Annotated in this window: 23 protein-coding genes; 11 read left to right on the forward strand and 12 right to left on the reverse strand. The window is 61.2% G+C overall.

Annotated features, from left to right (window positions below; translation table 11 throughout):
* Positions 1-85 precede the first annotated feature (85 nt).
* The gene (locus ACNAOT_RS11215; protein WP_420181091.1) at positions 86-988 is read right to left on the reverse strand and encodes a neutral zinc metallopeptidase; all 903 of its coding nucleotides are present in this window, start codon (positions 986-988) and stop codon (positions 86-88) included.
* A 61-nt stretch (positions 989-1049) separates the two neighbouring features.
* Here ACNAOT_RS11215 and ACNAOT_RS11220 point away from each other — a divergent pair, with 61 nt between their 5' ends.
* Entirely contained in the window at positions 1050-2441 is a 1392-nt protein-coding gene (locus ACNAOT_RS11220) for a class I adenylate-forming enzyme family protein (protein WP_420181092.1), read from the forward strand.
* Positions 2413-3666, forward strand: a complete 1254-nt coding sequence (locus ACNAOT_RS11225) for a thiolase family protein (protein ID WP_420181093.1) — start codon at positions 2413-2415, stop codon at positions 3664-3666. The genes ACNAOT_RS11220 and ACNAOT_RS11225 overlap by 29 nt, the downstream gene beginning before the upstream one ends.
* Here the strand turns inward: ACNAOT_RS11225 and ACNAOT_RS11230 are convergent.
* From ACNAOT_RS11230 to ACNAOT_RS11240, 3 genes are read right to left on the reverse strand one after another with little or no spacing between them, the layout of a single operon-like run.
* Complete coding sequence (locus ACNAOT_RS11230) at positions 3663-4289, reverse strand: energy-coupling factor transporter transmembrane component T family protein (protein ID WP_364305098.1); 627 nt, start codon at positions 4287-4289, stop codon at positions 3663-3665. The genes ACNAOT_RS11225 and ACNAOT_RS11230 overlap by 4 nt on opposite strands.
* Positions 4286-5023: an energy-coupling factor ABC transporter ATP-binding protein gene (locus ACNAOT_RS11235; protein ID WP_420181094.1), complete on the reverse strand. Its 738-nt coding sequence runs from the start codon at positions 5021-5023 to the stop codon at positions 4286-4288. The genes ACNAOT_RS11230 and ACNAOT_RS11235 overlap by 4 nt, the downstream gene beginning before the upstream one ends.
* An 18-nt stretch (positions 5024-5041) precedes the next feature.
* The gene (locus ACNAOT_RS11240; protein WP_091470666.1) at positions 5042-5680 is read right to left on the reverse strand and encodes a biotin transporter BioY; all 639 of its coding nucleotides are present in this window, start codon (positions 5678-5680) and stop codon (positions 5042-5044) included.
* A gap of 268 nt (positions 5681-5948) precedes the next feature.
* Here ACNAOT_RS11240 and ACNAOT_RS11245 point away from each other — a divergent pair, with 268 nt between their 5' ends.
* Entirely contained in the window at positions 5949-7547 is a 1599-nt protein-coding gene (locus tag ACNAOT_RS11245) for an ABC-F family ATP-binding cassette domain-containing protein (protein WP_011774803.1), read from the forward strand.
* A 31-nt stretch (positions 7548-7578) separates the two neighbouring features.
* Here the strand turns inward: ACNAOT_RS11245 and ACNAOT_RS11250 are convergent, their stop codons facing one another.
* The 4 genes from ACNAOT_RS11250 to ACNAOT_RS11265 are packed head-to-tail and all read right to left on the reverse strand — an operon-like array spanning position 7579 to position 9683.
* Entirely contained in the window at positions 7579-8046 is a 468-nt protein-coding gene (locus tag ACNAOT_RS11250) for a YbaK/EbsC family protein (protein WP_420181095.1), read from the reverse strand.
* Positions 8047-8913 (reverse strand): SURF1 family protein, encoded by an 867-nt coding sequence (locus ACNAOT_RS11255; RefSeq protein ID WP_420181096.1) that lies wholly within the window; start codon positions 8911-8913, stop codon positions 8047-8049.
* Positions 8914-9189: a hypothetical protein gene (locus ACNAOT_RS11260; protein ID WP_420181097.1), complete on the reverse strand. Its 276-nt coding sequence runs from the start codon at positions 9187-9189 to the stop codon at positions 8914-8916.
* The gene (locus tag ACNAOT_RS11265; RefSeq protein WP_178992784.1) at positions 9186-9683 is read right to left on the reverse strand and encodes a DUF3099 domain-containing protein; all 498 of its coding nucleotides are present in this window, start codon (positions 9681-9683) and stop codon (positions 9186-9188) included. The genes ACNAOT_RS11260 and ACNAOT_RS11265 overlap by 4 nt, the downstream gene beginning before the upstream one ends.
* A gap of 153 nt (positions 9684-9836) precedes the next feature.
* Here ACNAOT_RS11265 and ACNAOT_RS11270 point away from each other — a divergent pair, with 153 nt between their 5' ends.
* From ACNAOT_RS11270 to ACNAOT_RS11280, 3 genes are all read left to right on the forward strand, one after another.
* Positions 9837-10562, forward strand: coding sequence for a beta-ketoacyl-ACP reductase (locus tag ACNAOT_RS11270; protein WP_420181098.1), 726 nt, complete (start codon positions 9837-9839; stop codon positions 10560-10562).
* Between the two features lie 116 nt (positions 10563-10678).
* Entirely contained in the window at positions 10679-11431 is a 753-nt protein-coding gene (locus ACNAOT_RS11275; RefSeq protein ID WP_420181099.1) for an SDR family oxidoreductase, read from the forward strand.
* A gap of 320 nt (positions 11432-11751) precedes the next feature.
* Positions 11752-13254 (forward strand): sugar ABC transporter ATP-binding protein, encoded by a 1503-nt coding sequence (locus tag ACNAOT_RS11280; protein WP_420181100.1) that lies wholly within the window; start codon positions 11752-11754, stop codon positions 13252-13254.
* A 99-nt stretch (positions 13255-13353) separates the two neighbouring features.
* On the opposite strand, the gene ACNAOT_RS11285 is transcribed toward ACNAOT_RS11280, so the two are convergent.
* Positions 13354-13938 (reverse strand): hypothetical protein, encoded by a 585-nt coding sequence (locus tag ACNAOT_RS11285; protein ID WP_420181101.1) that lies wholly within the window; start codon positions 13936-13938, stop codon positions 13354-13356.
* Between the two features lie 325 nt (positions 13939-14263).
* Positions 14264-15157, reverse strand: a complete 894-nt coding sequence (gene serB, locus ACNAOT_RS11290; RefSeq protein WP_420181102.1) for a phosphoserine phosphatase SerB — start codon at positions 15155-15157, stop codon at positions 14264-14266.
* A 110-nt stretch (positions 15158-15267) separates the two neighbouring features.
* On the opposite strand from serB, the gene ACNAOT_RS11295 reads away from it, so the two are divergent.
* The 5 genes from ACNAOT_RS11295 to ACNAOT_RS11315 all read left to right on the forward strand — a co-directional run bounded on the left by ACNAOT_RS11295 (position 15268) and on the right by ACNAOT_RS11315 (position 19261).
* Positions 15268-16053, forward strand: coding sequence for an ABC transporter ATP-binding protein (locus tag ACNAOT_RS11295; RefSeq protein ID WP_091470679.1), 786 nt, complete (start codon positions 15268-15270; stop codon positions 16051-16053).
* A gap of 19 nt (positions 16054-16072) precedes the next feature.
* Complete coding sequence (locus ACNAOT_RS11300; RefSeq protein ID WP_091470680.1) at positions 16073-16858, forward strand: sulfite exporter TauE/SafE family protein; 786 nt, start codon at positions 16073-16075, stop codon at positions 16856-16858.
* Between the two features lie 7 nt (positions 16859-16865).
* A complete protein-coding gene (locus ACNAOT_RS11305; RefSeq protein ID WP_420178099.1) occupies positions 16866-17675 on the forward strand; it encodes a TrmH family RNA methyltransferase in 810 nt (269 codons plus the stop codon).
* A gap of 141 nt (positions 17676-17816) precedes the next feature.
* Positions 17817-18074 carry a type B 50S ribosomal protein L31 gene (locus ACNAOT_RS11310; protein ID WP_017200906.1) on the forward strand — a complete coding sequence of 86 codons (258 nt, stop codon included), beginning with the start codon at positions 17817-17819 and terminating at the stop codon, positions 18072-18074.
* An 86-nt stretch (positions 18075-18160) separates the two neighbouring features.
* Complete coding sequence (locus ACNAOT_RS11315; RefSeq protein WP_420178100.1) at positions 18161-19261, forward strand: lipoyl protein ligase domain-containing protein; 1101 nt, start codon at positions 18161-18163, stop codon at positions 19259-19261.
* An 11-nt stretch (positions 19262-19272) separates the two neighbouring features.
* Here the strand turns inward: ACNAOT_RS11315 and pepN are convergent, their stop codons facing one another.
* Positions 19273-21876, reverse strand: coding sequence for an aminopeptidase N (gene pepN, locus ACNAOT_RS11320; protein WP_420178101.1), 2604 nt, complete (start codon positions 21874-21876; stop codon positions 19273-19275).
* A 4-nt stretch (positions 21877-21880) separates the two neighbouring features.
* A complete protein-coding gene (locus tag ACNAOT_RS11325) occupies positions 21881-22930 on the reverse strand; it encodes a YeiH family protein (RefSeq protein ID WP_420178102.1) in 1050 nt (349 codons plus the stop codon).
* Positions 22931-23015: the final 85 nt, after the last annotated feature.

Below are 23015 nucleotides of genomic sequence, written 5' to 3' on the forward strand. Positions count from 1 at the left end.
CAGTTTTCGCTCGCTTCGGCGGGCACAAGGAAGGGTTCCGGGCGGCAAGCCCGGAACCCTTCCTTATTTAATGTCGTCAAATGCACTACGGCGCAGCCACCCCAAAGGTGTCGCACTTGTTGATATCGCCCGTGGTGTATCCCTGATAGAACCACTTCTGCCGCTGCTCACTGGACCCGTGGGTCCAGGATTCAGGAGACACCCTGCCGGTAGCCGCCTCCTGGATCCGGTCATCACCAACGGCGGAAGCGGCCGAGAGCGCATCCTGCAGGTCCTGCTGGGTCAGGGGATCAAGGAAGGGCTTGCCGCTGGCGTCCGTTTGGGTGGTGGCGTGCCGGACCCAAAGTCCCGCATAACAATCAGCCTGGAGCTCCACCCTGACGGCGCCGGACTGGGGACCTTGTGGGTCCTGCTGGGCTTGGTCAAGGTTACCGAGGACATTCTGGACGTGGTGACCAAATTCGTGGGCCACTACATACTCCTGTGCCAGGGGACCTCCTGAGGAGCCGAACCGGGTTACCAGGTCATCAAAGAATCCAGGATCAAAGTATGCGGTGGTGTCCGCAGGGCAGTAGAACGGACCCACGGCACTTGTGGCCGCACCGCAACCGGTGTTTGTGGCTTGGCTAAAAATGACGGTCTTGGGACGCGGATACTGCACGTTGTAGTCAGCAAGGTAGGCAGGCCAAAAGGCATTGAGGCTGTTCACTGTCCCTGTGATCCGGCAGTCCAGCCGTTTGTCCGCATCGGCGCCTGTCTGGCATTCCTGGACACCTCCGGCCCCGCCACCACTTTCGACGGCGGGTGGCTGGCTTCCGCTACCTGTCAGGTCCCCGAGGATGTTGGGATTGATACCGAAAAGTGCAAGCAACAGCACCACTATTCCACCGCCGATGCCACCGCCGATCTTGGTGCCGCGGCCCATGCCGCCGCCACGTCGGTCTTCTACTTGCGAGGGGTCAAGCTGCGCGCCGTCATTGAAACTCATACAGTCAGAATAGACGTCACTTTTGGTGCCCGGGGCCGAACACTGCCGTAAAATTGTGTGGATGCCTTTCCTGGACAAACTTCAGCTCTGGGCCGAAGAGCGCCCCCACGACACCGCCGTCGTTGTGGGCAGCAGCCGGCTCACCTGGGCGGGACTTCGCGACGCTGCAGCAGGGCTGCTGGGCGACACGACTGCCACTACTGTTCTTGCCGAGCCCAACTCCGTGCGCTTTGTTGAGCGCTACGCGGCCGCGGTGGCGGGGGAGCGTCGCTGTGCGGTGCTGGATCCCGAATGGCCGCTTCCCATGATCGAGGACGTTTCATCACGCGTTGTCGGGACCACCACCACCATTGATGCCGGGTTGGTAGACGGAAACCCGTCAAGTACCTTCCTCATCGGTCTCACGTCCGGCACTACTTCGGTTCCCAAAGCGTTCACCAGGTCGCGTCGTTCCTGGCAAGTGTCGTTCGAAGCGTCCATCGAATTTTTTGGCCTTACGCAGGACGATTGCACCCTGGCGCCGGGGCCCCTGTCAGCCAGCCTGAACCTGTATGCCCTCTCGGAATGCCTGTACGCGGGGGCCGCGTTCCACACGCTTGAGTCGTTCGACGTCGGCGACGCCCATGCTGCCATCAGTCACGACGGAATCACCCGGCTGGTCCTGGCACCTACGGCGCTGCGTCTACTCAGCGAACGAGGACTCGCCGGCGACGTTGATGCTTCCGGCATCCGCAGCATCATTTGCGCGGGTTCCAAGTTGGACGCCCGGACCTTGGAGGCGGCCCGGCGGTGGGCGCCCCATGCGGCCATTTATGAGTACTACGGTGCCTCCGAGTTGAGCTTTGTTTCCGGCACCCGCCTTGCCGCTGGTGAACCACTGGACGCCGGTGGCACCGGCATTGGCTTACCTTTCCCGGGTGTTGACCTGAGCATCCTCGATGACACCGGCAGACCCGTGCCGGACGGCGAACACGGCAATATCAGCGTTCGCAGCGGAATGGTCAGCAACGGCTACCTTTGGGGAGACGATGGCCAAGCCCTGCGGTGCCTTGACGGCTGGTACACCGTGGGGGATCAGGGCTTCCTGGAAAACGGCACCCTTCACATTCTCGGCCGCCGCTCGGACATGATTATCACCTCTGGAAAGAACGTCTACCCGCATGAGGTTGAGCTTGCAGTTGCCTCCGTGCCCGGCGTGGACGTTGCGATTGCCGCCGGGGCACCTGACGATATCCGCGGCCAAAAGGTGATTGCCGGCGTCGTGCCTGCGTATGGTGCGGTCACCGCCACGCAGCTGCGCACGGGCCTGGATGGTCTGCTGGCACGGGATAAATGGCCGTTGCAGTACTACTTATTGGCGGAGTTGCCCATGACTGACCGGGGCAAGGTCAGCAGGAAAGTCCTGCTGGACTGGATCAAGAATCATGACCCCCGGGCACAGCCCCTTGGGTAACGTCAGCCCTTTGGGTAGCGGCAAGCCTGGCGCGAAAGAGATGCAACACGGCTCCAACGAATCCCGGCAACCCGTCATCATCGCCGCGCTCCGGTCTCCGATTTGTCGCGCCAACGGGCAACTGAAGCATCTCCGCGCGCCGGATCTCCTGGCACCCGTGCTGGGTTCTCTTCTGCAGAACATAAATGCGGAACCTGCGGATGTGGATGATGTCATCATCGGAAACGCCGTGGGCGGGGGAGGGAATGTGGCCCGGTTTGCCGCACTCCAGGCCGGCTTGCCCGTCACCGTACCGGGCCTTACCGTTGACCGGCAGTGCGGTTCAGGCCTGGACGCCATTGCTCTGGCGTCACGGCTGGTGGCTGCAGGGGGTAATCCGCTGTACCTTGCCGGCGGCGTTGAGAGCATCAGTACCGCACCAGCCAGGGCCAACAGAACCGACGACGGCGAACTGGAGTTTTACTCAAGGGCCAGCTTTGTGCCTCCACAGTTCGGCGACCCTGACATGGGTGTTGCGGCGGAGAACGTGGCCCGCGCGTTTGGCGTGACCCGGGAGAAACAGGACGAGTACGCACTCCGGAGCCATCGCCGCGCGGTTGAGGCGGCAAGTGCGGGCTCCTTTGCGGAGGAGATCGTTCCGCTCAAGAGCAACGAAAAACTGGTGGATTTCGATGACGGCCCCAAAGCGACCCTGCGGGCGCCGCTGATGTCGAGGTTCCCAGCCGCGTTCGTCCCGGATGGAACGGTCACGGCGGCCAACTCCTGTTTCGACGCAGACGCAGCCTCAGCGGTGGTCATAACGTCACTCGAGCGGGCCCGCGAGATGGGAGCCTCGGACGGACTATTGGTACTGGGGTGCGACACGGCGGGGGTTGATCCGGAACTCCTTGGTATCGGAGCAGCCCACGCCGCCGAACGGCTCTTGAGCCGCCACGACGTGGCCGCAGGAGACCTTGACCTGGTTGAGTTCAACGAGGCGTTCGCCTCCCAAACGATTGCATGTCTGGCTTACTTAGGCGTAGATCCTGAGCGAGCCAACCTGGACGGCGGCGCCCTGGCTTTGGGCCACGGCTACGGCGCCTCGGGAGCGGTCCTGGTGACGCGGTTGATGGCCCAGGCACGGGGCCGATATGCAATGGATGGAGAGACTCCGTTGGCGTTGGCAATGATCAGCATTGCAGGCGGCATGGGAACCGCAGCACTGCTGCAGTACACCAGGTTTTAGTCCCTTTCCGGTTCGCCCAGTCCGCGGGCTGCCAACGCGTCGCCGGTTTGACGGGCGTACGCCACAGTAGTGATGAAGACGGGGAGGATCAGCGCTCGGGGATTGCGTTCAAGTCCACGTGCCCGGGCGGAGTCCCGTACGTCCGAGAAAGTGCCCGCAATGAACGGAATGCTCCTCAGCATTACTGCGATGGTCAGGGCGAATCGTTCAGGATCGGCACCGAAACGCCGGAACGGTTTTGCCAAGGCCACCACCCCGTCCAGCAGCGCCTGCACGGGGGTGGTGGCTGTCAGCACGGACGCTGCCACCACACAAATAAGCACATTCAGTACGATGCGTGCTGCGGTGGGTCCACCGAGTTGCCACCACTGGAAGAGACCGATGACCAGCAGGATGGGCGTAACCATCCAGATGGCCCTCAGAAGTCGGCGGAGGCCGGCGCCGGTCAGGAGGAACAAGCCGCACATGATGGCGAAGACCACAAGGGAAACGGTCCAATCCACAATGAGGAAAGACGCCGTTCCGCAGGCGGCTACCACCAGAAATTTCAGCCATAGGGGAGTTCGGTGGATGATCGAGTTTCCGCGAACGTAATTCGCAATCAGGAATCCATGGCCCCTCACCTCGACACATCACCTAAGGGGCCGCTGGGCAAGGCAGCCGCGCACAGCGCACGGTAACGTGCGACGCCGTCGGCAGCATCGCCGTCGAAGACAATTCGTCCGGACTCCACGACCAGCACCCGGTCCATGTCTAGCGCGAGGTCGAGATCGTGCGTGGACATGACCACCTGTTGCTCCAGTTCGACTACGGTACGCCGCAGGAGTTCACGGTTCCGGAGGTCCAGGAGGGTGGACGGTTCGTCAAGGACCAGAACGGCCGGATCAACGGCCAGGACTGCAGCCAGTGCCAACAACTGCCTTTCACCACCGGAAAGTTCGTAGATGCTTTGATCGGCAAGGTGCAGCAATCCGAAACGATCCAGTACTGTTTCTGCCCGCGCTGCTCGCTCCTTGGAGTTTTTGATGGAACGGCGCAGGGAGAGCTCAACGTCCTCCCGCCCCGTTGGCATCACCAACTGGGACAGGGGATCAGTGAAGACGAAGCCCACATTGCCGCGAACGCGACGGACGTCGGCGACGCTGTCGCCGCCGTGGACCACAACAGTGCCTTCGCTCGGGACAACCAAACCGTTCAGGAGGCGGAGAAGGGTGGATTTCCCGGATCCGTTAGCGCCGATCACCCCGATCCTGCGCTCGGTCAGGTCCAAAGAAATGTCCTGCAGCAACGTCTTGGGCACGTCGCTTCCATCAACCGGGACGCGCACCGAGACACTGCTGAAACTGATGGAGTTCATCTACTGATTGTTCCTGCTTTATTTGACCCGACGCACCAGGACGTCCGGGAAAGCCTTGTGAATCGCCATGGCGATGATCACAGCCAGGACGTTCTTGAGGACGTCACCGGGCACGAACGGGAGGTCTGCGAGGAGAGCCTTGGTGAAGTCCAATTTGGCATTGACCATCATTCCAAGGATGCCCAGCGCGTGGATGACCACGATGCTGCTTACCATTGCCGCGGCGAAGAGCCACAGCGCACGGAACTTAACCGTCCGACGGATGACGACCCCCGCAAGGTATCCGGTTGCCGCTGCGGCCAAGGGGAACGCAATGATGTAACCGGCGGAGGGCGTCGCGAGAATCCCCAGTCCGCTACGGCCGCCGCTGAAGATCGGCAGCCCGGCGAAGCCGAGCAGCACATAGAGCCCGACGGCGGCGAAACCGCGCCCGGCGCCCAGCACCAGCCCGCTGAGCATCACCGTCAGGGTCACCAAGGTGATGGGAACGCCAAGGGCGCCTACCGGAATGCCGGGGACGATCGCGGAGGCGGCGACGAGGGCAGCGAAAACGGCGATGAGGCCGAGGTCGGTGGCGGTCCAGCGTTTACGGGAGGATGCGGTGCGTTGCACTGTTGCGTCGGAAGTGGCAGCAGTGTCAGGTTGGGTCTGGCTCATGACGGTCCTATCGGGTGCGGTGCAATGAAAGTTGTTTCCCCTGATGTCGAGGGTACGGAGGGACGGGGGGCGGTATTTTGGAGCCTTCCCACAAAGTCTTTCGGGAATTGTTTGGCCGCTGGCACAGTTTTCTCTTTCGAGGGCCGATGTCAGCCTGCGGCCGGGGTACCGGTAGACTTGAACAGGCTGTTCTCACGGCCACATCCCGCCGCACTTATCGGACCCACCGGTCCCCGCGAGCGTTCCCCATTGAAAGGCATCACCCGAATTGATTACCGTCCAGGACCTCGAACTCCGCGCCGGCGCACGCCTGCTCATGGACCAGGTCAACTTCAGGGTGGACAAAGGGGACAAGATTGGTCTCGTCGGACGCAACGGCGCCGGCAAGACAACCCTCACCCGGGTCCTTGCCGGCGAAGGCCTTCCGGCAGGCGGCAAAGTCACCCGCAGCGGTGAGATCGGCTACCTGCCGCAGGACCCGCGGACGCCGGACATGGAGCAGCTTGCCCGGGACCGTATCCTTTCCGCCCGCGGCTTGGACGTCGTGGTAGGCAAGCTCAAGAAGGCCCATGAGGACATGGCAAGCGATGATGCGGCCGTGCAGCGCAAAGCCATGAACCGCTACGATCGCCTCGAAGCTGAGTTCCTCTCGGGTGGCGGCTACGCTGCTGAAGCCGAAGCCGCTGCGATCTCCTCCAACCTCGCCCTGCCGGATCGGCTCCTCAACCAGCCGTTGAAGACCCTCTCAGGTGGCCAGCGGCGCCGTGTCGAGTTGGCACGCATCCTTTACTCGGACGCGGAAACCCTGCTCCTCGACGAGCCCACCAACCACCTTGACGCCGACTCCATTACTTGGCTGCGCGACTTCCTGAAGAATCACCAAGGTGGCTTGATCGTGATCAGTCACGACACGGACCTGCTCGAAGCAACGGTGAACAAGGTCTTCCTGTTGGATGCCAACCGCGCACAGATCGACTTCTACAACATGGACTGGAAGCGCTACTTGCTGCAGCGCGAAACGGATGAGCGCGCCCGGAAGCGCGAACGCGCCAATGCCGAAAAGAAGGCGCAGGTCCTGATCGACCAAGCCAACAAGATGCGCGCCAAGGCCACCAAGGCCGTGGCCGCCCAGAACATGGCCAAGCGCGCCGAGAGGCTCCTTAGTGGATTGGAGGCCGTGCGGGAAAACGACCGCGTGGCCGCCTTGCGTTTCCCGGATCCCTCACCATGCGGCAAAACCCCGCTGACGGCGGAGGGGCTGAGCAAGTCCTATGGCTCATTGGAAATTTTCACGGATGTGGACCTGGCCATTGACCGCGGTTCCAAGGTGGTCATCCTTGGCCTTAACGGTGCCGGCAAGACCACCCTTCTGCGCATGCTGGCCGGTGTTGACAAGCCCGACACTGGCGACATCATCCCCGGGCACGGCCTCAAGGTGGGCTACTACGCCCAGGAGCATGAAACGCTCGACGTCGACCGCACGGTCCTGGAAAATATGCGGTCTTCAGCCCCGGACATGAAAGACGCCGAAGTCCGAGGCATCCTGGGTTCATTCCTGTTCTCCGGCGACGACGTCGACAAGCCCGCAGGCGTACTTTCCGGCGGTGAGAAGACCCGCTTGGCCTTGGCCACAATCGTGGCCTCCAGCGCGAATGTGCTGCTCCTTGATGAGCCCACCAACAACCTGGACCCTGCCAGCCGCGCCGAAATCCTGGGGGCGCTCAAGAACTATAGCGGCGCCGTCGTCATGGTCAGTCACGACGAAGGTGCCGTGTCGGCACTGAACCCGGAGCGCGTTGTGTTGCTCCCCGACGGCGTTGAAGACCACTGGAACGAAGACTACCTGGACCTCATTACCCTGGCGTAAGCCCTGGGGCGACAAGGGGCCTTCGCGCTGCCTAGCGGACCTGCAGGGGTTCCGCTGCGGTGATGCGTGCCAGCTCTTCGTAGGTGATGGAGAACATCGAGTTGTGATCTCCTGCGCCGGCCCAGAGGACCGGGCGCGTTTGGAGTGAGACGTCCAGGATTGTGCGGAGCTTCTTCGGGTGGCCCACGGGCGCGACTCCGCCTACTTCCTGGCCGGTGTGCGCCAGCACGAAATCCGGTGCGGCGCGACGGATCTTGCCTGTGCCCAACTGATCCGCCACGAGCCCCGTGTCCACCCTCGCCGCACCACTGGCAAGGATGAGCAAAGGTGCGCCGTTGAGCTCGAAGACCAGGCTGTTGGTGATCGCGGCCACCTCGCATCCCAGGACCAATGCAGCGGCGGCCGCCGTCGGGACCTTGTCCTCGAAAATCCGAACCGTGTCCTGAGCGCCGGCCGCGGTCAGGGCTGACTTTACGTTGAGTACGGGATCCGGAATCACTCAGTAGCCTTGTGCATCCAGGATGGCGTCTTCCTCTTCTTCGGACGTGCGCCGCCTGTTTTTACGGGGAGCAGGGGTGCGCTGCTTGGGTGTGCCACCGGCGGCGAGGATTTGTTCGTCCTCTTCCTCTTCAGCATCGATTGCCGCATTCCGGGCTTGTTGCCGCGCAGCGTATCCGAACCCGATAAACATCAGCACGCCAAAGGCGAACCACTGCAAAGAGTAGGAAAGGTGCGTTCCTTCTTCGGTGGCAGGTTTGGGGAAGGGCGTGGGCATCGGCTGCACTGCGGGGGCTTCGCTGGCCAGTTGCCCGTACGCCCCGGTGGCGATGGGGTAGGGAAGTTCACTGGCGAATCCGGCGAGGTCAATAGAGGCCAGCTGACCGTCCACCGCGCCCCGATCCAGCTTGGGTTCGGCGGGCTTTAGCCGCGCTACCACTGTCACCTCGCCAGTGGGAGGAGCCGGAATGACGTCAGGACGGCCTGGCGTGTTGTTTCCGATCGGCAGCCAACCCCGGTCGATCACCACGGCTTCGCCTGTGGTCAGCCGAAAAGGAACCACGACGTCGTAACCTGGCTGGCCGTTCAGCGGCCGGTTCCGCACAACCCGCTGACCATCGACGTCGTAGCTCCCACGCAATTCAACCTGGGTCCATTCCCGCTCGGGGTCCAGGGCGTCGAACTGCTCTTTAATCTCCATGTAGGGAATGGGAGTTGCCGAGTAGTTGCTCACCACGCGATTGATCTCGGCCAGCGTTTCAGCCCTGCGGTCCATCTGCCAGCGGCCCAGGAAAACGCAGGCTGTGGCGAAGATGACAGCCAGCACGAAGTATCCCAGCCACTTGCTGGAGAAGAGGAAACGATACATTCAGCCGGCCCCATTTGCTGCTTCTTGACTGGCCGTGAACGGCACAGTTTCTTTCCACAGGCCACGCGTCTGCAGGTAGTCCTCCAGCCAGTCCCGGTGGTCACCGCACGATAACCACACCTTGCGTCGATCCGGCGTGTGGATACGGGGATTGTTCCAAAGGAGTTGCCATTGGGCGCCGGCTCTGCAGCCTTTACGGGAGCACAAAGCCGGACCCGTGGCACGTTCGGACTCCTGGCTGGCCCCACCCGGGCCGCCAAGATTAAAGATATTCATGAAGCCGCCCGTTCGTCGCCGGGATGCCCGGCCTCGCTTGCATGGCCCGTTGCGGGGCCCGCTTGTTTGCTTGGTGGTTCGTCGTCCACCAGTTCTCCTTGAAGCACTGTCGGCCCGTCCGCAGGAGCTTCTTCCGGCTCCGGGGAACGTTCGATCTCAGGAACGGCCACGTAATCCAGCAGGGACTCGCTGTGGTCCTCCGCTTTGTCGTTGCCATTTGCTATGACCACAGCAATCCAAGGCAGGAACACGGCACCAGCGATGGCGATGATCTTGAACCAGCCGTCAACCACGAAAATCAGGATGATACAGACCATGCGGATGCCCATGGCCACCGCATACTTAATCATGCGGTCACGCATGTCTTCGGAGTGTGCGGCCGCGGCATCGGTGATGCTGTGGACCTCGGGGTCGCTGGAAACAGCGTCCGGTTCCCCGGGCACTTGCTGCAGGGGACTGTTTTCTCGTGTCACAACTGAATCATCACGCTCCAAAGGCCTCTCTCAATTCTCTCACCAAGGCTGTAACCGCCCAAACCGCGCTGGTTGCCGGTTACCCGCGGGTTGCAGCGGGCTGCGGATAGGATCGAATCAGGAAAATCCCTCTTCATAGCGGCAAAAGAATGCCGCGGAACCTGGAGCGAAAGCATGTCTGAAGCAGTATCCACCGGCCGCAGTGTCCTCATTACCGGCGGCAACCGGGGCATCGGCCTCGCCATCGCCGAATCGTTCCTTGCCAACGGTGACAAGGTGGCCGTCACCTACCGCAGTGAAACAGAACTGCCTGAGGGCATCCTGGGCGTCAAGGCCGACGTCACGGACGAGATATCAATCGACGCTGCCTTCAAGATCGTCGAAGAGGCGCACGGACCTGTGGAAGTGCTGGTAGCCAATGCCGGAATCACCAAGGACACGCTACTGCTGCGGATGAGCGAGGAAGACTTCACGTCAGTTCTCGACACCAACCTGACCGGAGCCTTCCGTGTGATCAAGAGGGCGTCCAAGGGCATGATCCGCCTGCGGAAGGGCCGCGTTGTGCTCATCTCCTCGGTGTCGGGCCTCTACGGCGCACCTGGCCAAATCAACTACTCCGCTTCCAAGGCCGGCATGGTGGGCATCGCACGCTCCCTGACCCGCGAACTTGGCAGCCGCGGCATTACCGCGAATGTTGTTGCGCCCGGCTTCATCAACACCGATATGACGGCCGAACTGCCCGAAGACACCCAGAAGTCCTACTTGTCCAACGTTCCTGCGGGACGCTTCGCCGAGGCGTCCGAGGTAGCCAACGTGGTGCGGTGGGTTGCCAGCGACGAAGCCGCGTACATCTCCGGCGCCGTGATCCCGGTTGATGGCGGCCTCGGGATGGGCCACTAGGAAACTAGCCTGCACGGCTGTTTTTGTCCGGGGTCAACAACGGATTTCCTTCGTGCCGCTGGCATGATGGAATCCGAACCCACGGAATTTGGATGAAGTGAACAAAAGGAGCACGAATGGGAACGCTGGATAACAAGACCGCCATCGTCACGGGGTCTTCCCGGGGAATCGGCGCCGAAGTTGCCAAGATCCTCGCGGGTGAGGGTGCCGCCGTCGTCGTCAACTACCGTCAGAAGGCGCCGCGTGCCAACAAGGTAGTGGCAGAGATCCAGGCAGCAGGCGGACGCGCGGCTGCAGTTGGGGCAGACCTCACCACTGACGAAGGCGTGCACGCACTGGCAAGCAGCGCCATGGAGGAGTTCGGTTCCCTCGATGTCTTGGTACTTAACGCCTCCGGCGGCATGGAATCGGGCATGGAAGAGGGGTACGCACTCAAGCTGAACCGCGATGCCCAGGTGAATATGCTCAACGCAGCCGTTCCACTTATGCCCGAGGGTTCGCGCGTGGTTTTCGTCACCAGCCATCAGGCGCACTTTGTGGAAACCGTGCCCACCATGCCCGAGTACGAGCCCGTTGCCAAGAGCAAGCGTGCCGGTGAGGACGCCCTGCGCGCCCTCCTGCCCAACCTTGCGGACAAGGGCATCTCACTTGTGGTCGTATCCGGCGACATGATCGAAGGCACCGTGACTGCCACCTTGCTGGATCGTTCCAACCCGGGAGCCATTGAAGCCCGTCGAGCGGAAGCCGGCAAGCTGTACTCCGTAGAGGAGTTCGCGGCCGAGGTTGCGAAGATGGTGACCGCCGATGTGGAATCCGGCCATACCGAATACGTGGGTGGTGCAGACTACTTCGGTAAGACTGCCGAATAGCCAGCGCAGCAAATCGTCAGCGGCCCGGGACCAACGTCCCGGGCCGCTGCTGTTTAACAGCTGCCCCTCTCTGCAAATAACAGTTCAATAAATAATTCAGCATTTCGCGTCACGAAATAGCAATTGTTGTTTCGCCACTTTAGCTTTGCAATAAACGAATTTATCTGATTGACTCTCCAAGGCGCCCTCGTCCTTGTTTGTAAGCAGGCCGCATGAACCCGGTTGGCGGCTCTATGCCAATTCACGCACTCAGACATCAAGTGGAAACTTCGCGGTTGACTCACAGGGGCGGCCGTTGTCCCTTTGTTTAGGAGCTTTCTTTGGACCTGTTACTGCATGCTGATGATATTCATGCCTCGTACGATCATCGGCGCATCCTTAAAGGCGTCGGACTTTCGGTACAACGTGGCGAGATACTGGGGTTGATCGGCACCAACGGTGCGGGAAAAACCACACTAATGGGCGTACTGGCCGGATCCCATAGGCACGACACCGGAATGATGACGCTGGCCGGAGAAAAGTATGTGCCCGACTCCATAGAGGAAGCGCAGGCCTGCGGGGTTGGTCTCATCCCGCAGAACTTCCGGATCGATCCCCAACTAACCATTGCAAGGGCCATTTTCCGGGGTACTTTCCAAGCAGATAAGCCTCATCACGAACTCCGGGATCAAGCAGGAAAGTTAATACGCGACATCGGCATCAACTTGGATCCCGACATGAAGGTCGGAACGCTGATTCGTGCTGAGCAGGCCCTTGTGGAGGTGCTGCGGATGGTTGCCGAAGAAGCCCAGTTGGTCATCATGGACGAGGTTGCAGCTTCGCTGCCGGATCACGATGTCGCTGTCCTGCATCAGGTGTTGCGAATGCTGGTCCGGCAAGGACGCGCAATCATCTACATCACGCATCGACTGGATGAGGTCCGATCCATTGCAGACCGTATAGCCGTCCTCCGGGAAGGCCGGGTGCACAAAATACTTGAAGCCAGTCATACCGACGTCGACGAATTGGCCTTTCTGTTGCTTCAGCAGGAACTCGAAGACGGCACGAGGCCCACTGACCCGGCAGCGGGTGAAGAGGCACTGCGGGTGGTGAACCTCAGCATGGGAGACAAGGTTCGGGAGGTCACCTTCAATGTATCCAAAGGCGAGATTTTTGGCTTGGTCGGAACTCATCGGTCAGGTGTCTACGAGTTGGTCGAAGCGCTGGCGGGAGTTCACCCCAGCACCTCGGGACACATCCTTTTGCACGGTCAACCGGTTCAGATCCGAGGAGTCCAGGATGCCTCCCGCTTAAAAATCGGCTACTTGTCCGATGCCGCGGAGAGTGGTGAGGAGACGGGCAGCATCGTGGACGGCCTTCAGCCTGTCCCGGAGGCGGGCGAGGCGAATCTACGGGACGAGATTTCGCAGCTCCGTGGTGTAACTGAGGTCATTCGACGTATGCGCATCAGCACGACGAACATCCACGGCAACATCGCCACCCTCTCCGGCGGGGACAGGCAGAAGATTCAACTCGCCAAATGGATCGGCTCGGACTGTGATGTGCTGATCCTTAGCCATCCCAGCCGTGGCATCGACATTGGCGCCAAGGAGACGGTCTACAAGATGCTGAGCGAGCTCAGCCAAACAGGGGTTGCCATTATCCTCTTGTCTTCCGACTTGTCCGAACTGATCGGCTGGTGCCACCGGGTGGGCGTGATGCGGGACGGCGAACTTGTGACTATCGAGGCCAATGCCAACACCAATGAGGATGTTTTGGTACACCACATGCTGGGTGTGAAGTTTGAATCCGGTGGCGGCGACGCACGCCGTGTGAGAAATTGACGCTGTTTCTTCCTTCTGCGAAAGAACGATCCGAAGTGTAAGACAACGAAAGGGGACGGTGCCGCATGCGCCACCGTCCCCTTCGTCTTCCGCCGGAAATCAGATGGTGATGTCCTTGGCCAGGTTTTTGAGCTTGTGCCTGGCCAGTGCCAGGTTCGCGTACGTGCGATCGAGTACGAGGTAGACGAAGAGGCCCCTGGAACCGCTTGAATTCAGGACGTTGATCAGGTGGTACTGGGTCCCGAGCGTGATGAGGATGTCTTCAATGTCGCCGTCAACGCTTAGCTCAGCCATAGTGCGCAGTTTGGCGCTCACCACATTTGAGTTCCCCGCAGCAGCAACGCCGAGGTCGAAGCCCGGGTTCCCACCCTGGGCCAAGGCCATTCCACTGGAATAGTCCACCACGGCCGCGCCAGTGGCTCCTTCGATAGCCAGCAGTTGCTTTATGGATTCATCAAGTGTGCTCATATCGGGTTGTTCCTGTTCTGTTGTGTCATCGGCAGTGCCCATGAAGTTGGTAGTTCGGGTGACGTTGACGTCGTAGTGATTCGCCTGCAAAATCTCGTGGAGGGGTGTTAAACGCTCGTCCGGAACTTTGTCGTCAGGTTCACTCAATTCGAATACGTAGTCGCGTTTCCACCACTTCCACGTGCGCTCCGAACGGTTCACTTCCTGCCCCCGCACTTTCCTCGTTCCAGCCTGCCGCCTGCTTTGCGGAGATATTGATGGAAGTCTTCACTTTACACAAAAACTTATGCACCAAAGCACAAGATTTACGCATTAACCGAAAAGTGCTATTGATTACGCGCCAGAATGACAGTTTGATAAATAGTGACGTTTTCTGCGTCACGAAATTGGTTTTGCTGTTTCGCTCCGAATGCTTCTTCTCGACTGTCGCGCTTATCCTTCAAGCGTGCCTTTCCGGGCAAACTAAAGCACCGGTGGAGAAACTCCACCGGTGCCGGGTCAGGGTCACACGAAACGGCGTCGCGCAAGCGACTCCCAGCCTTCAGACGTTGGCGATATGCCGAACTGCGTCAAGGTACGGCATGGTGATGACAGCGTCCGCCACTGCGCGCACTGCTGGTTTGGCGTTGAAGGCGACGCCGAGGCCGGCCGCACTCAGCATGTCCAGGTCGTTGGCGCCGTCGCCCACCGCTATGGTGTGCTCAAGACTGATGCCTTCCGCGGCCGCCCACTCACGCAAGTACTTCTCCTTTGCAGCCCGATCGATGACTGAGCCGAGAACCTTGCCGGTCAACACGCCGTCGACGATCTCGAGCTCATTGGCAATCCAATAGTCCAAGCCAAGCTCTTCAGCAATGGGCCCCAAAATCTGGTTGAATCCTCCGGATACAACAGCCACCACATGCCCCGCCTCCTTGAATGCGGCCACCAGTTCTGCCGCACCAAGGCTTAGGCGCACCTCTTGGCGAACAGCATCAACGACGGCGGCAGGAAGTCCGGCGAGGACGGCAACGCGGGCGTGCAAGCTCTGGGCGAAGTCCAATTCACCGCGCATGGCAGCCTCTGTGACGGCAGCGACTTCCTCCCGTTTGCCGGCGTGCGCTGCCAGCAGCTCAATGACCTCCTGCTGGATCAGGGTTGAATCCACATCCATGATCAGGAACTTCCGGGGGGCTTGGCGCAGGCTCCCGGAAACAATGGCTGTGTCCACTCCTGCCTCGGCAGCTTCGGCCACCAACCGCCTCACTGTCAAAAGGCCCGCTTCCGCGTCGGCGTCCACCACAAGATCGGCCGTGTGCACACCGAAGCGCTCGTCGCCGCCCTGTGATTCCGACGACACTGAGGCTCCGGCGTCAGCCAGAACTTTGAGCACATTTTCCAGCGATTCGGGGGACAAGTTCACGCCGTAGCTGACTGCAGCCAAGTTCGAAGTCATGGCCTCAATCCTACTGAGGGCGCTACATCCATCCGAATTCGTTTCCCCTCGTAAACCAGGAGATACCCCGGTTATCAGTCACACCTACTTTTGTCCTAGTGTCTACTGCTATGAGTGATGTTCTGGAATTGGCTTCCGTCAGCGTTGTCCGAGGCAAGAAGACCCTGCTGGACAAGGTCGACTGGGAAGTCAACGAAGGCGAACGCTGGGTCATCCTGGGACCGAACGGCGCGGGCAAGACCACCCTGCTCCAGATAGCTGCCGCCCGCATGCACCCAAGCAGCGGCAAGGCCGGGATCCTGGACGAAACCTTGGGGCGCGTTGATGTTTTTGAACTCCGTCCCCGCATCGGCCTTTCTTCGGCAGCACTCGCTACCCAGATTCCAGAACACGAGAACGTCCTGAACGTCGTGGTCACGGCAGCTTATGGCGTTACCGGCCGTTGGCGTGAGGGATACGAACGCGACGACGAACGCCGCGCCTTCGGCTTGCTCAATGACTGGGGGATGGGTCCGTTGTTGAACCGCACCTTTGCCACCCTTTCCGAGGGGGAGCGCAAGCGCGTCCAAATTGCCCGTGCGCTGATGACCGACCCTGAACTGCTGCTGCTCGACGAGCCTGCCGCAGGCCTTGACCTCGGCGGGCGTGAAGAACTGGTCCACAAGCTCGGCAAGCTCGCCAGCGACGAAGCCGCTCCGGCAATGGTCCTTGTCACTCATCACCTTGAGGAAGTACCGCCTGGATTCACGCACGCCATGCTGCTCCGCGAAGGCGGAGTGGTGGCTGCTGGTCCCATCAAGGAAGTCCTTACGGACGAACACCTCAGCAAAACCTTCGGCCTGGCGCTGGACGTTTCGGAAAACGCCGGCCGCTACACGGCCACGGCCCGCCGCTAGCCCGGTCGCGTAGTCAACAATGGAGATCCTTAGCAGCATCCTGGTCTTTTTCGCGGGCCTGTGGGCCGGCACCATCAACGCGGTAGTCGGTTCCGGCACGCTGGTAACCTTCCCCGTGCTCATAGCCCTTGGCGTCACACCGGTGGTCGCTTCCATGAGCAACGCGATGGGACTCGTGGCCGGCACGGCCGCGGGTGCCTGGGGCTACCGACGCGAACTGGCAGGCCGTGGCAGGCAGCTGATGAAACTCCTGCCGGCCTCCTTGCTCGGTGGAATCACCGGCGCGTGGCTGCTGCTGCACCTGCCGGAGAAAGTCTTCCACTACGTAGCCCCCGTCCTTCTGGTCCTTGCCCTCCTCATGGTGGTGTTCCAGCCCAAACTGCAGGCATGGGTCCGCAGCAGGGAAGAAAATCCGGAACATGCCATCCGGGACCGCAGCCACGGATTCCTGCTGGTGGTCCTTGTGTACTTGGCGGGTGTGTACGGCGGCTACTTCGTCGCTGCGCAGGGAATTCTCCTGGTAGGCATCCTCGGGGTATTCCTCAGCGGAACCATGCAAAATGCCAATGCCATGAAGAACATCCTGGTACTGGGCGTCAACATGGTGGCGGCAATCTCCTACCTGATCTTCGCCTTCGACCGCATCAACTGGCTGGTTGTCCTGCTCATCGCAGTCAGCTCCACCATTGGCGGACTCGTCGGTTCCAAGGTAGGCCGGAAGCTCTCTCCCAAGGTCCTCCGGGCAGTGATCTTCACCCTCGGTATCGTGGCCTTGGGCTTCATGGTCGCCAACCTGCTGAAATAATCACCCGGTGACATTCCATTATCTTGAGTCCGCCAACGATCCCCGCGTCACGGACTACACCACGCTCACCGATGTACACCTGAGGAAGCTGCGCGAGCCCCGGGAGGGCATGTACATCGCCGAATCCTCCAAGGTCCTCCGCAGGGCACTCGCTGCAGGCCACCAGCCACGTTCCTTCTTCCTTGCTGAGAAGTGGCTGGAGGACCTCGACGACGTCTTCCGGGCTCATCCTGATGTTCCGGTCTTCATTGGCAAGGCCTCCTTGCTGGAAGAAATCACGGGGTTCCACCTGCACCGCGGAGCCATGGCTGCAATGCACCGGCCGGCTCCCGTCCCGTTGTCGGACCTCTTGGCAAACGCGCAGCGGATCGCCGTCCTGGAGGACATCGTGGACCATACCAACGTGGGTGCCATCTTCCGCTCGGCCGCTGCACTTGGAGTGGACGCGGTCCTCGTGTCGCCACGGTGCGGGGACCCGCTGTACAGGCGCAGTGTCCGCGTCAGCATGGGCACGGTGTTCCAGGTTCCATGGGCGCGCCTGGAGAGCTGGCCGGGCGACCTGGCGCAACTGAAGGAACAGGGCTTCACAGTGGCGGCCATGGAGCTGACCGATGATGCCTTGGACCTGGACGATCTCGCGGCACGGAACATCCCCAAACTGGCTCTGGTTCTTGGAACCGAAGGGGCAGGCATGAGTCTGGAGACGTTGACCGCCGTCGATCTCGCCGTCAAGATTCCCATGCGTGCAGGCGTCGATTCACTCAACGTCGCAGCGGCCTCGGCAGTGGCGTTTTGGGAACTCCGCCCACGCGATTGAGCGGAGTTCGTACGGGATGGCCGTTTCGGCTATGATTGGTTGTTGGCCCGGCCGCTGGAATGTTCGCATTGCAGCAAAGGTCCACCTCCATTCATACCTGGTAGCTGGCAAAATCCAGTTGCGCGAACAAAAGGTCCCATTATGAAGTCTGATATCCACCCGAAGTACGAAGCTGTTGTTTTCAACGACCTGGCTTCCGGTACGCAGTTCCTGACCAAGTCCACCGTGTCTTCCTCGAAGACCATCGAGTGGGAAGACGGAAACACCTACCCGGTTATCGACGTCGAAATCTCTTCGGAGTCCCACCCGTTCTACACGGGCAAGCAGCGCATCATGGACTCCGCTGGCCGCGTCGAGCGCTTCAACGCTCGCTTCAAGGGCTTCGGCGGCAAGAAGTAACCCACTTCACCCCAAGGCTTTTCGAGGCCCGTATTGCTGGATTTCCGGCAATGCGGGCCTTTGTGTTTTCCGGCAAGATGGACACCATGACTACCCACCCGGCTCAGGAACCGCACACCCAAGACGACGACGCGCGACTTCACGGCGAATATAAAGTCCCCGGCGGCAAACTTGTGGTGGTGGACCTGGAAGTGGCCAATGGCCGGTTTTCCAACGTATCCCTGAGCGGCGACTTTTTCCTGGAGCCCGACGAAGCCCTTGAGGACATCAATCGGGCACTCACCGGCCTCCAGGAGAATTCAACAGCGGCAGACATCGCCGCAGCCGTCAATGCCGGATTGCCCCCGGAAGCCGTACTGTTCGGGTTCTCCGCAGAGGCGGTGGCTGTAACCGTCCGCCGTGCGCTCTCCAAGGCGACGGGCTGGGCGGACCACCAATGGGAAGTCATTCCACCTTCGGTACTGCCCACGCAGGTGAACGTGGCGTTGGATGAGGTCCTCACGGAGGCAGTGGGAGCAGGGCGGCGCAATCCCACCTTGCGGTTCTGGGATTGGGAAGAGCCGTCCGTTGTCATTGGCAGTTTCCAGTCGGTACGAAACGAGGTGGACCCGGACGGCGTCTCCAAGCACGGCATCACGGTGGTGCGCCGCATCAGTGGTGGCGGCGCCATGTTCATGGAAGCAGGCAACTGCATCACCTATTCGCTCTACCTCCCGCAGACGCTGGTGGATGGAATCAGCTTCGCTGACTCATACGCATTCCTGGATGCCTGGGTCATGGCCGCGCTCGAGAAGCTGGGCATTACCGCCTTCTACGTGCCCCTCAATGACATTGCCACCGATCAGGGCAAGATCGGTGGTGCAGCACAAAAGCGGCTCGCAAGTGGCGGCATGCTCCATCACGTCACCATGAGCTACGACATTGACGCGGACAAGATGGTAGAGGTCCTGCGCATCGGCAAGGAGAAACTCTCTGACAAGGGAACCCGGAGTGCCAAGAAGCGCGTGGACCCGTTGCGGCGCCAGACAGGCCTTGCGCGCTCGGCAATCCTCCAGGCCATGCAGGACGTCTTCACAGAACGTTACGGAGCTGTGGAAACCCGGCTTACGGACAACGAACTCGCCGAAGCAAGGCGGCGCGTGGACGCGAAGTTCGGCACCGGGGAATGGTTGAACCGGGTTCCCTAAGTCCTTCGCGGTCAGCCGGCCGCTTGCGCCGTCAACGCCCGCAACACATGGCTCCGTTGCTCGACGACGATGCGGCGCAGGGCGCGGGGAGCTCCATCGTGGTCACGAAGCCAATGGTCGGCACGCACCACTACCGGGTGATCAGCAGGCCGCACGCCTTCTGGCAGGTCCTGGGCTCCGGGGAAGAGGCCACGGACAATCCGGCCCGCGATTTCAATACTGCGTTCGGACCAAACACGCTCAAGGCACTCGAAGTAGGGCTCGACGTAGCGTTCCAGCAGGTCTCCGGGAGCCGTAACAAAGCCGGCGATCGTGGCACTGAGGATCTCGTTGGAAAGGCCTGTGCTGTTGACCGCGGAATCCCAGGCAGCTGCCTTGACTGATGCGTCCGGTCGGGCTGCTGAGGCAAGGGCATGCCCCTCCCTGCCCGATGCTGTCTTATCAGCCTCAAGCTCGTGGTCCAGCTCGGCCAGGGTCGCTTGCCCGTGGGCCGCCAGCGCCTGCCAGAGGCTCCATCGTAGTTCGGCGTCCACGGCAAGGCCCTCCACCACGGTGCTGCCCTCCAGGAGTCCCCGAACGAGGGTCAGCTGGCTATCACCATGCCTGGAGACGTCGGCCAAGGTCCGGGCCCATGCGAGCTGGGAGTCTGAGCCGGGAGCAGCAGCCATCAACTGCTCAGCGGCCACCGCCAGGAACTCTTTACGCACGGCTTCGCGAGTCTCCGAGGCTACATAACGCTCGATGGCGCTGGCAGCATTGCCCAACACGTTCAGCAGGACACCTATGCCCGTTTCGGAAGTCGCGAACTGCTCGACGGCGGACACGTAGCGGGCCGCTGGGGTAACTCCGTCCCGGGCCGAATCCCAGAGCGCGGTCCAGCAGAGGGCGCGGGCCATGGGATCCGAAATCTTATCCAGGGACGTCCGCACTGTGTGTTCGGACCCGGAGTCCAGCCGCACTTTGACGTAGCTCAGATCGTCATCATTGACCAGCAGCAGCGCTGGCTGGCGCTTTCCGTTCAAAGCAGTCACCAGCGTGCTTGGGCCGGCAACGTCCACGTCGATGCTTTCAGTCCTCACCAAGGCACCGGTGGAGTCGGTGTCATACAAGCCCAACCGCATGCGGTGCGGACGGAGTTCCTGATGGCCGGTCAGGGGATCGATGGCCTCTTGTTGGAGGGTGACGGCACCGAGGACCCCATCGTCTTCCACGATCTCGGCGGCAACAGTGGAGATGCCCGATGTCTGCAACCATTGGCGTGCCCAGTGGGCGAGGTCCCTGCCCGAGGCAACGCTGAGCGCCTGGAGGAGGTCCTGGAGGGATGTATTGGCAAATTCGTGATCCCGAAAATACTGACGGGACCCCGCAATGAAAGCATCAAAACCAACATAGGCGACCAACTGTTTCAAAACAGAGGCGCCCTTGGCATAGGTGATGCCGTCAAAGTTCTGCTTGGCGGCCTCGAGGTCAGGGATGTCCGCGACGATCGGGTGCGTTGTAGGCAGTTGGTCCTGCACATAAGCCCAGGCTTTGCGCTTGCTGGCGAAATTCACCCATGCAGTGTCCCAATCCGTAGCCCGGTCTACACCCAGGGTTCCCATGTAGTCCGCGAATGACTCCTTGAGCCAGAGATCATCCCACCAGTTCATGGTCACGAGGTCGCCGAACCACATGTGGGCCATCTCGTGCATCAGCGTATTGGCTCGGGCTTGATACTGGGCATCCGTAGCGCGGGAAGCGTAGACGTACTTCTCCGTGAACGTCACCAGCCCGGGATTCTCCATGGCCCCGAGGTTGTATTCAGGTACAAACGCCTGATCATACTTGCCCCAGGGGTAGGGATAGGCGAAGAGCTCGTTGAAGAATGCCAGTCCACTCTTGGTCAGTCGGAACAACTCGTCGGCGTCGAATGAGCCTGCCAAGGAGGCCCGGCAGAAAAGTGCCAGCGGGACGTCAAGGCGGGTGCCGTCGTCGAGCTTTGCTCTCCAGTGATCTTCGGCCTTGAAGTAAGGGCCGGCGAGCACAGTAGTGATGTAAGTGGACATTCGCTTAGTGGTGGCGAAATCCCATTGCGCGGCACGGGGATCGCCCGGTACAGGTGTGCGGGCCTCTTCCACTCCGTTGGAGGCGACTTCCCAGGCAGCGGGGGCGATCACGTGGAACGTAAATTCAGCTTTGAGGTCGGGCTGTTCGAAATTGGCGAAGACGCGGCGGCTGTCCGCCGGTTCATATTGCGTGTAGAGATAGCATTCACCATCGGCGGGATCCACAAAGCGGTGCATGCCTTCCCCGGAGCGGCTGTAGAGCGCCGTCCCGGTCACAGTCACCGTGTTTTCGGCTTCGAGACCTTCCAGGATGATCCTGTCGCGGTCCACCACTGATCCAACGTCGAGCGACCGGCCGTTCAACACCACGGAATCGACGCCGCCGCTGATGAAATCCAGGAAAGTGGCGGAGCCGGAGTCCGCTGAGAAGGTGATGGTACTGGTGCTCGCGTATCCGGCGACGGCAGGATCTGCTGCGTCGCGGACATCGAGGGTGACGTCGTAGCTGTGGGTGGTGATCAGGGCTGAACGGGTAGCGGCTTCATCGCGCGACAGATTGTGATTCGACACACAGCTATCTAATCATGATCCACGCGGCCCCCAGGCCCAACGATGCGATGAGGAGCCAGGACCCCAAGGCCACCAGAATTGCTCGCCCTCCCGTGTGAATCAGGGTGCGGACCCGCACCGCCGAACCAAGCCCGAACAGCGCCGTCGCCAAGAGGATGTCCTGAACAGCCGCAGCGATCTCCAGTCCCGCCGCCGGCGCCCAACCCAAGGATCGGAGGGCCACCATGGACAGGAAGCCGATGACGAACAGCGGGACAATCGGCGGGAACCGCCCGTCAACGCCGTTGGCGGCCCCGCGCGTACCGTTGCTGCGTTCCCTCACTTGGAGAATTCGCTGGTGCACCCCGGCTGCTGCTGCAACAGGCGCCAGCAGAACCACCCGGGTCAATTTCACGACGACGGCGATCGCCAGCGCCGATGTACCTGCGGTTTGTGCCGTGGCCACCACCTGGCCGACGTCATGCACTGATGCGCCGGTCCAGGCCCCGAACTGTTCGGGATTAAGGTTCAACGGGTGCATGAGAAGTGGGAGTACACCAATGGCAAGGGTTCCGCACAGTGTCACCAGCGCTACGGGGAGCACGGTGTCTTGATGCTTGATACGGCGCACAGCTGCCATTGCGCCAATCGCGGAGGCTCCGCAGATGGAAAAGCCCGTGGCGATAAGGAGGGCGGCTTCTCCGGGGAGGCGCAACAGACGCGCCAGCCCATAAGTTCCCGCGAAGCTCACCAGGACAACACCTGCGATCAGCAGCAGGGATAACCAACCCAGGCCAAGGACGTCGCCGATGCTGACCTTGAGGCCCAAAAGCACGATGCCGGCACGCATGAGGTGCTTTCCAGCGAAGTCCAGGCCTGGCCGGGCGCGCCCCGCGGTCAACACGGCCGTGCCCGGTATATTGGCTGAAAGCAGGCCCAAGGCAACAGCAAGTGTCATGGCCGGAACCACCGGAAAGACAGTGTGGATGGCGAAGGCAAGACCCGTTGCGACGATGCTCAGGAGCAACCCGGGCCCCAGCCGGGACAACTGGGGCGCAAGACTGTTGAAGGGCATGCCTCAACCCTGCCGGATGGGGGCACGGAAGGCGAACCGGGAGTGCCCGGAAACGGCCACACAACCAGCGCGAAATGCGCTCGAC

Source organism: Paenarthrobacter sp. TA1.8, from assembly GCF_048595705.1.
Classification (GTDB): Bacteria; Actinomycetota; Actinomycetes; order Actinomycetales; family Micrococcaceae; genus Arthrobacter; species Arthrobacter nitroguajacolicus.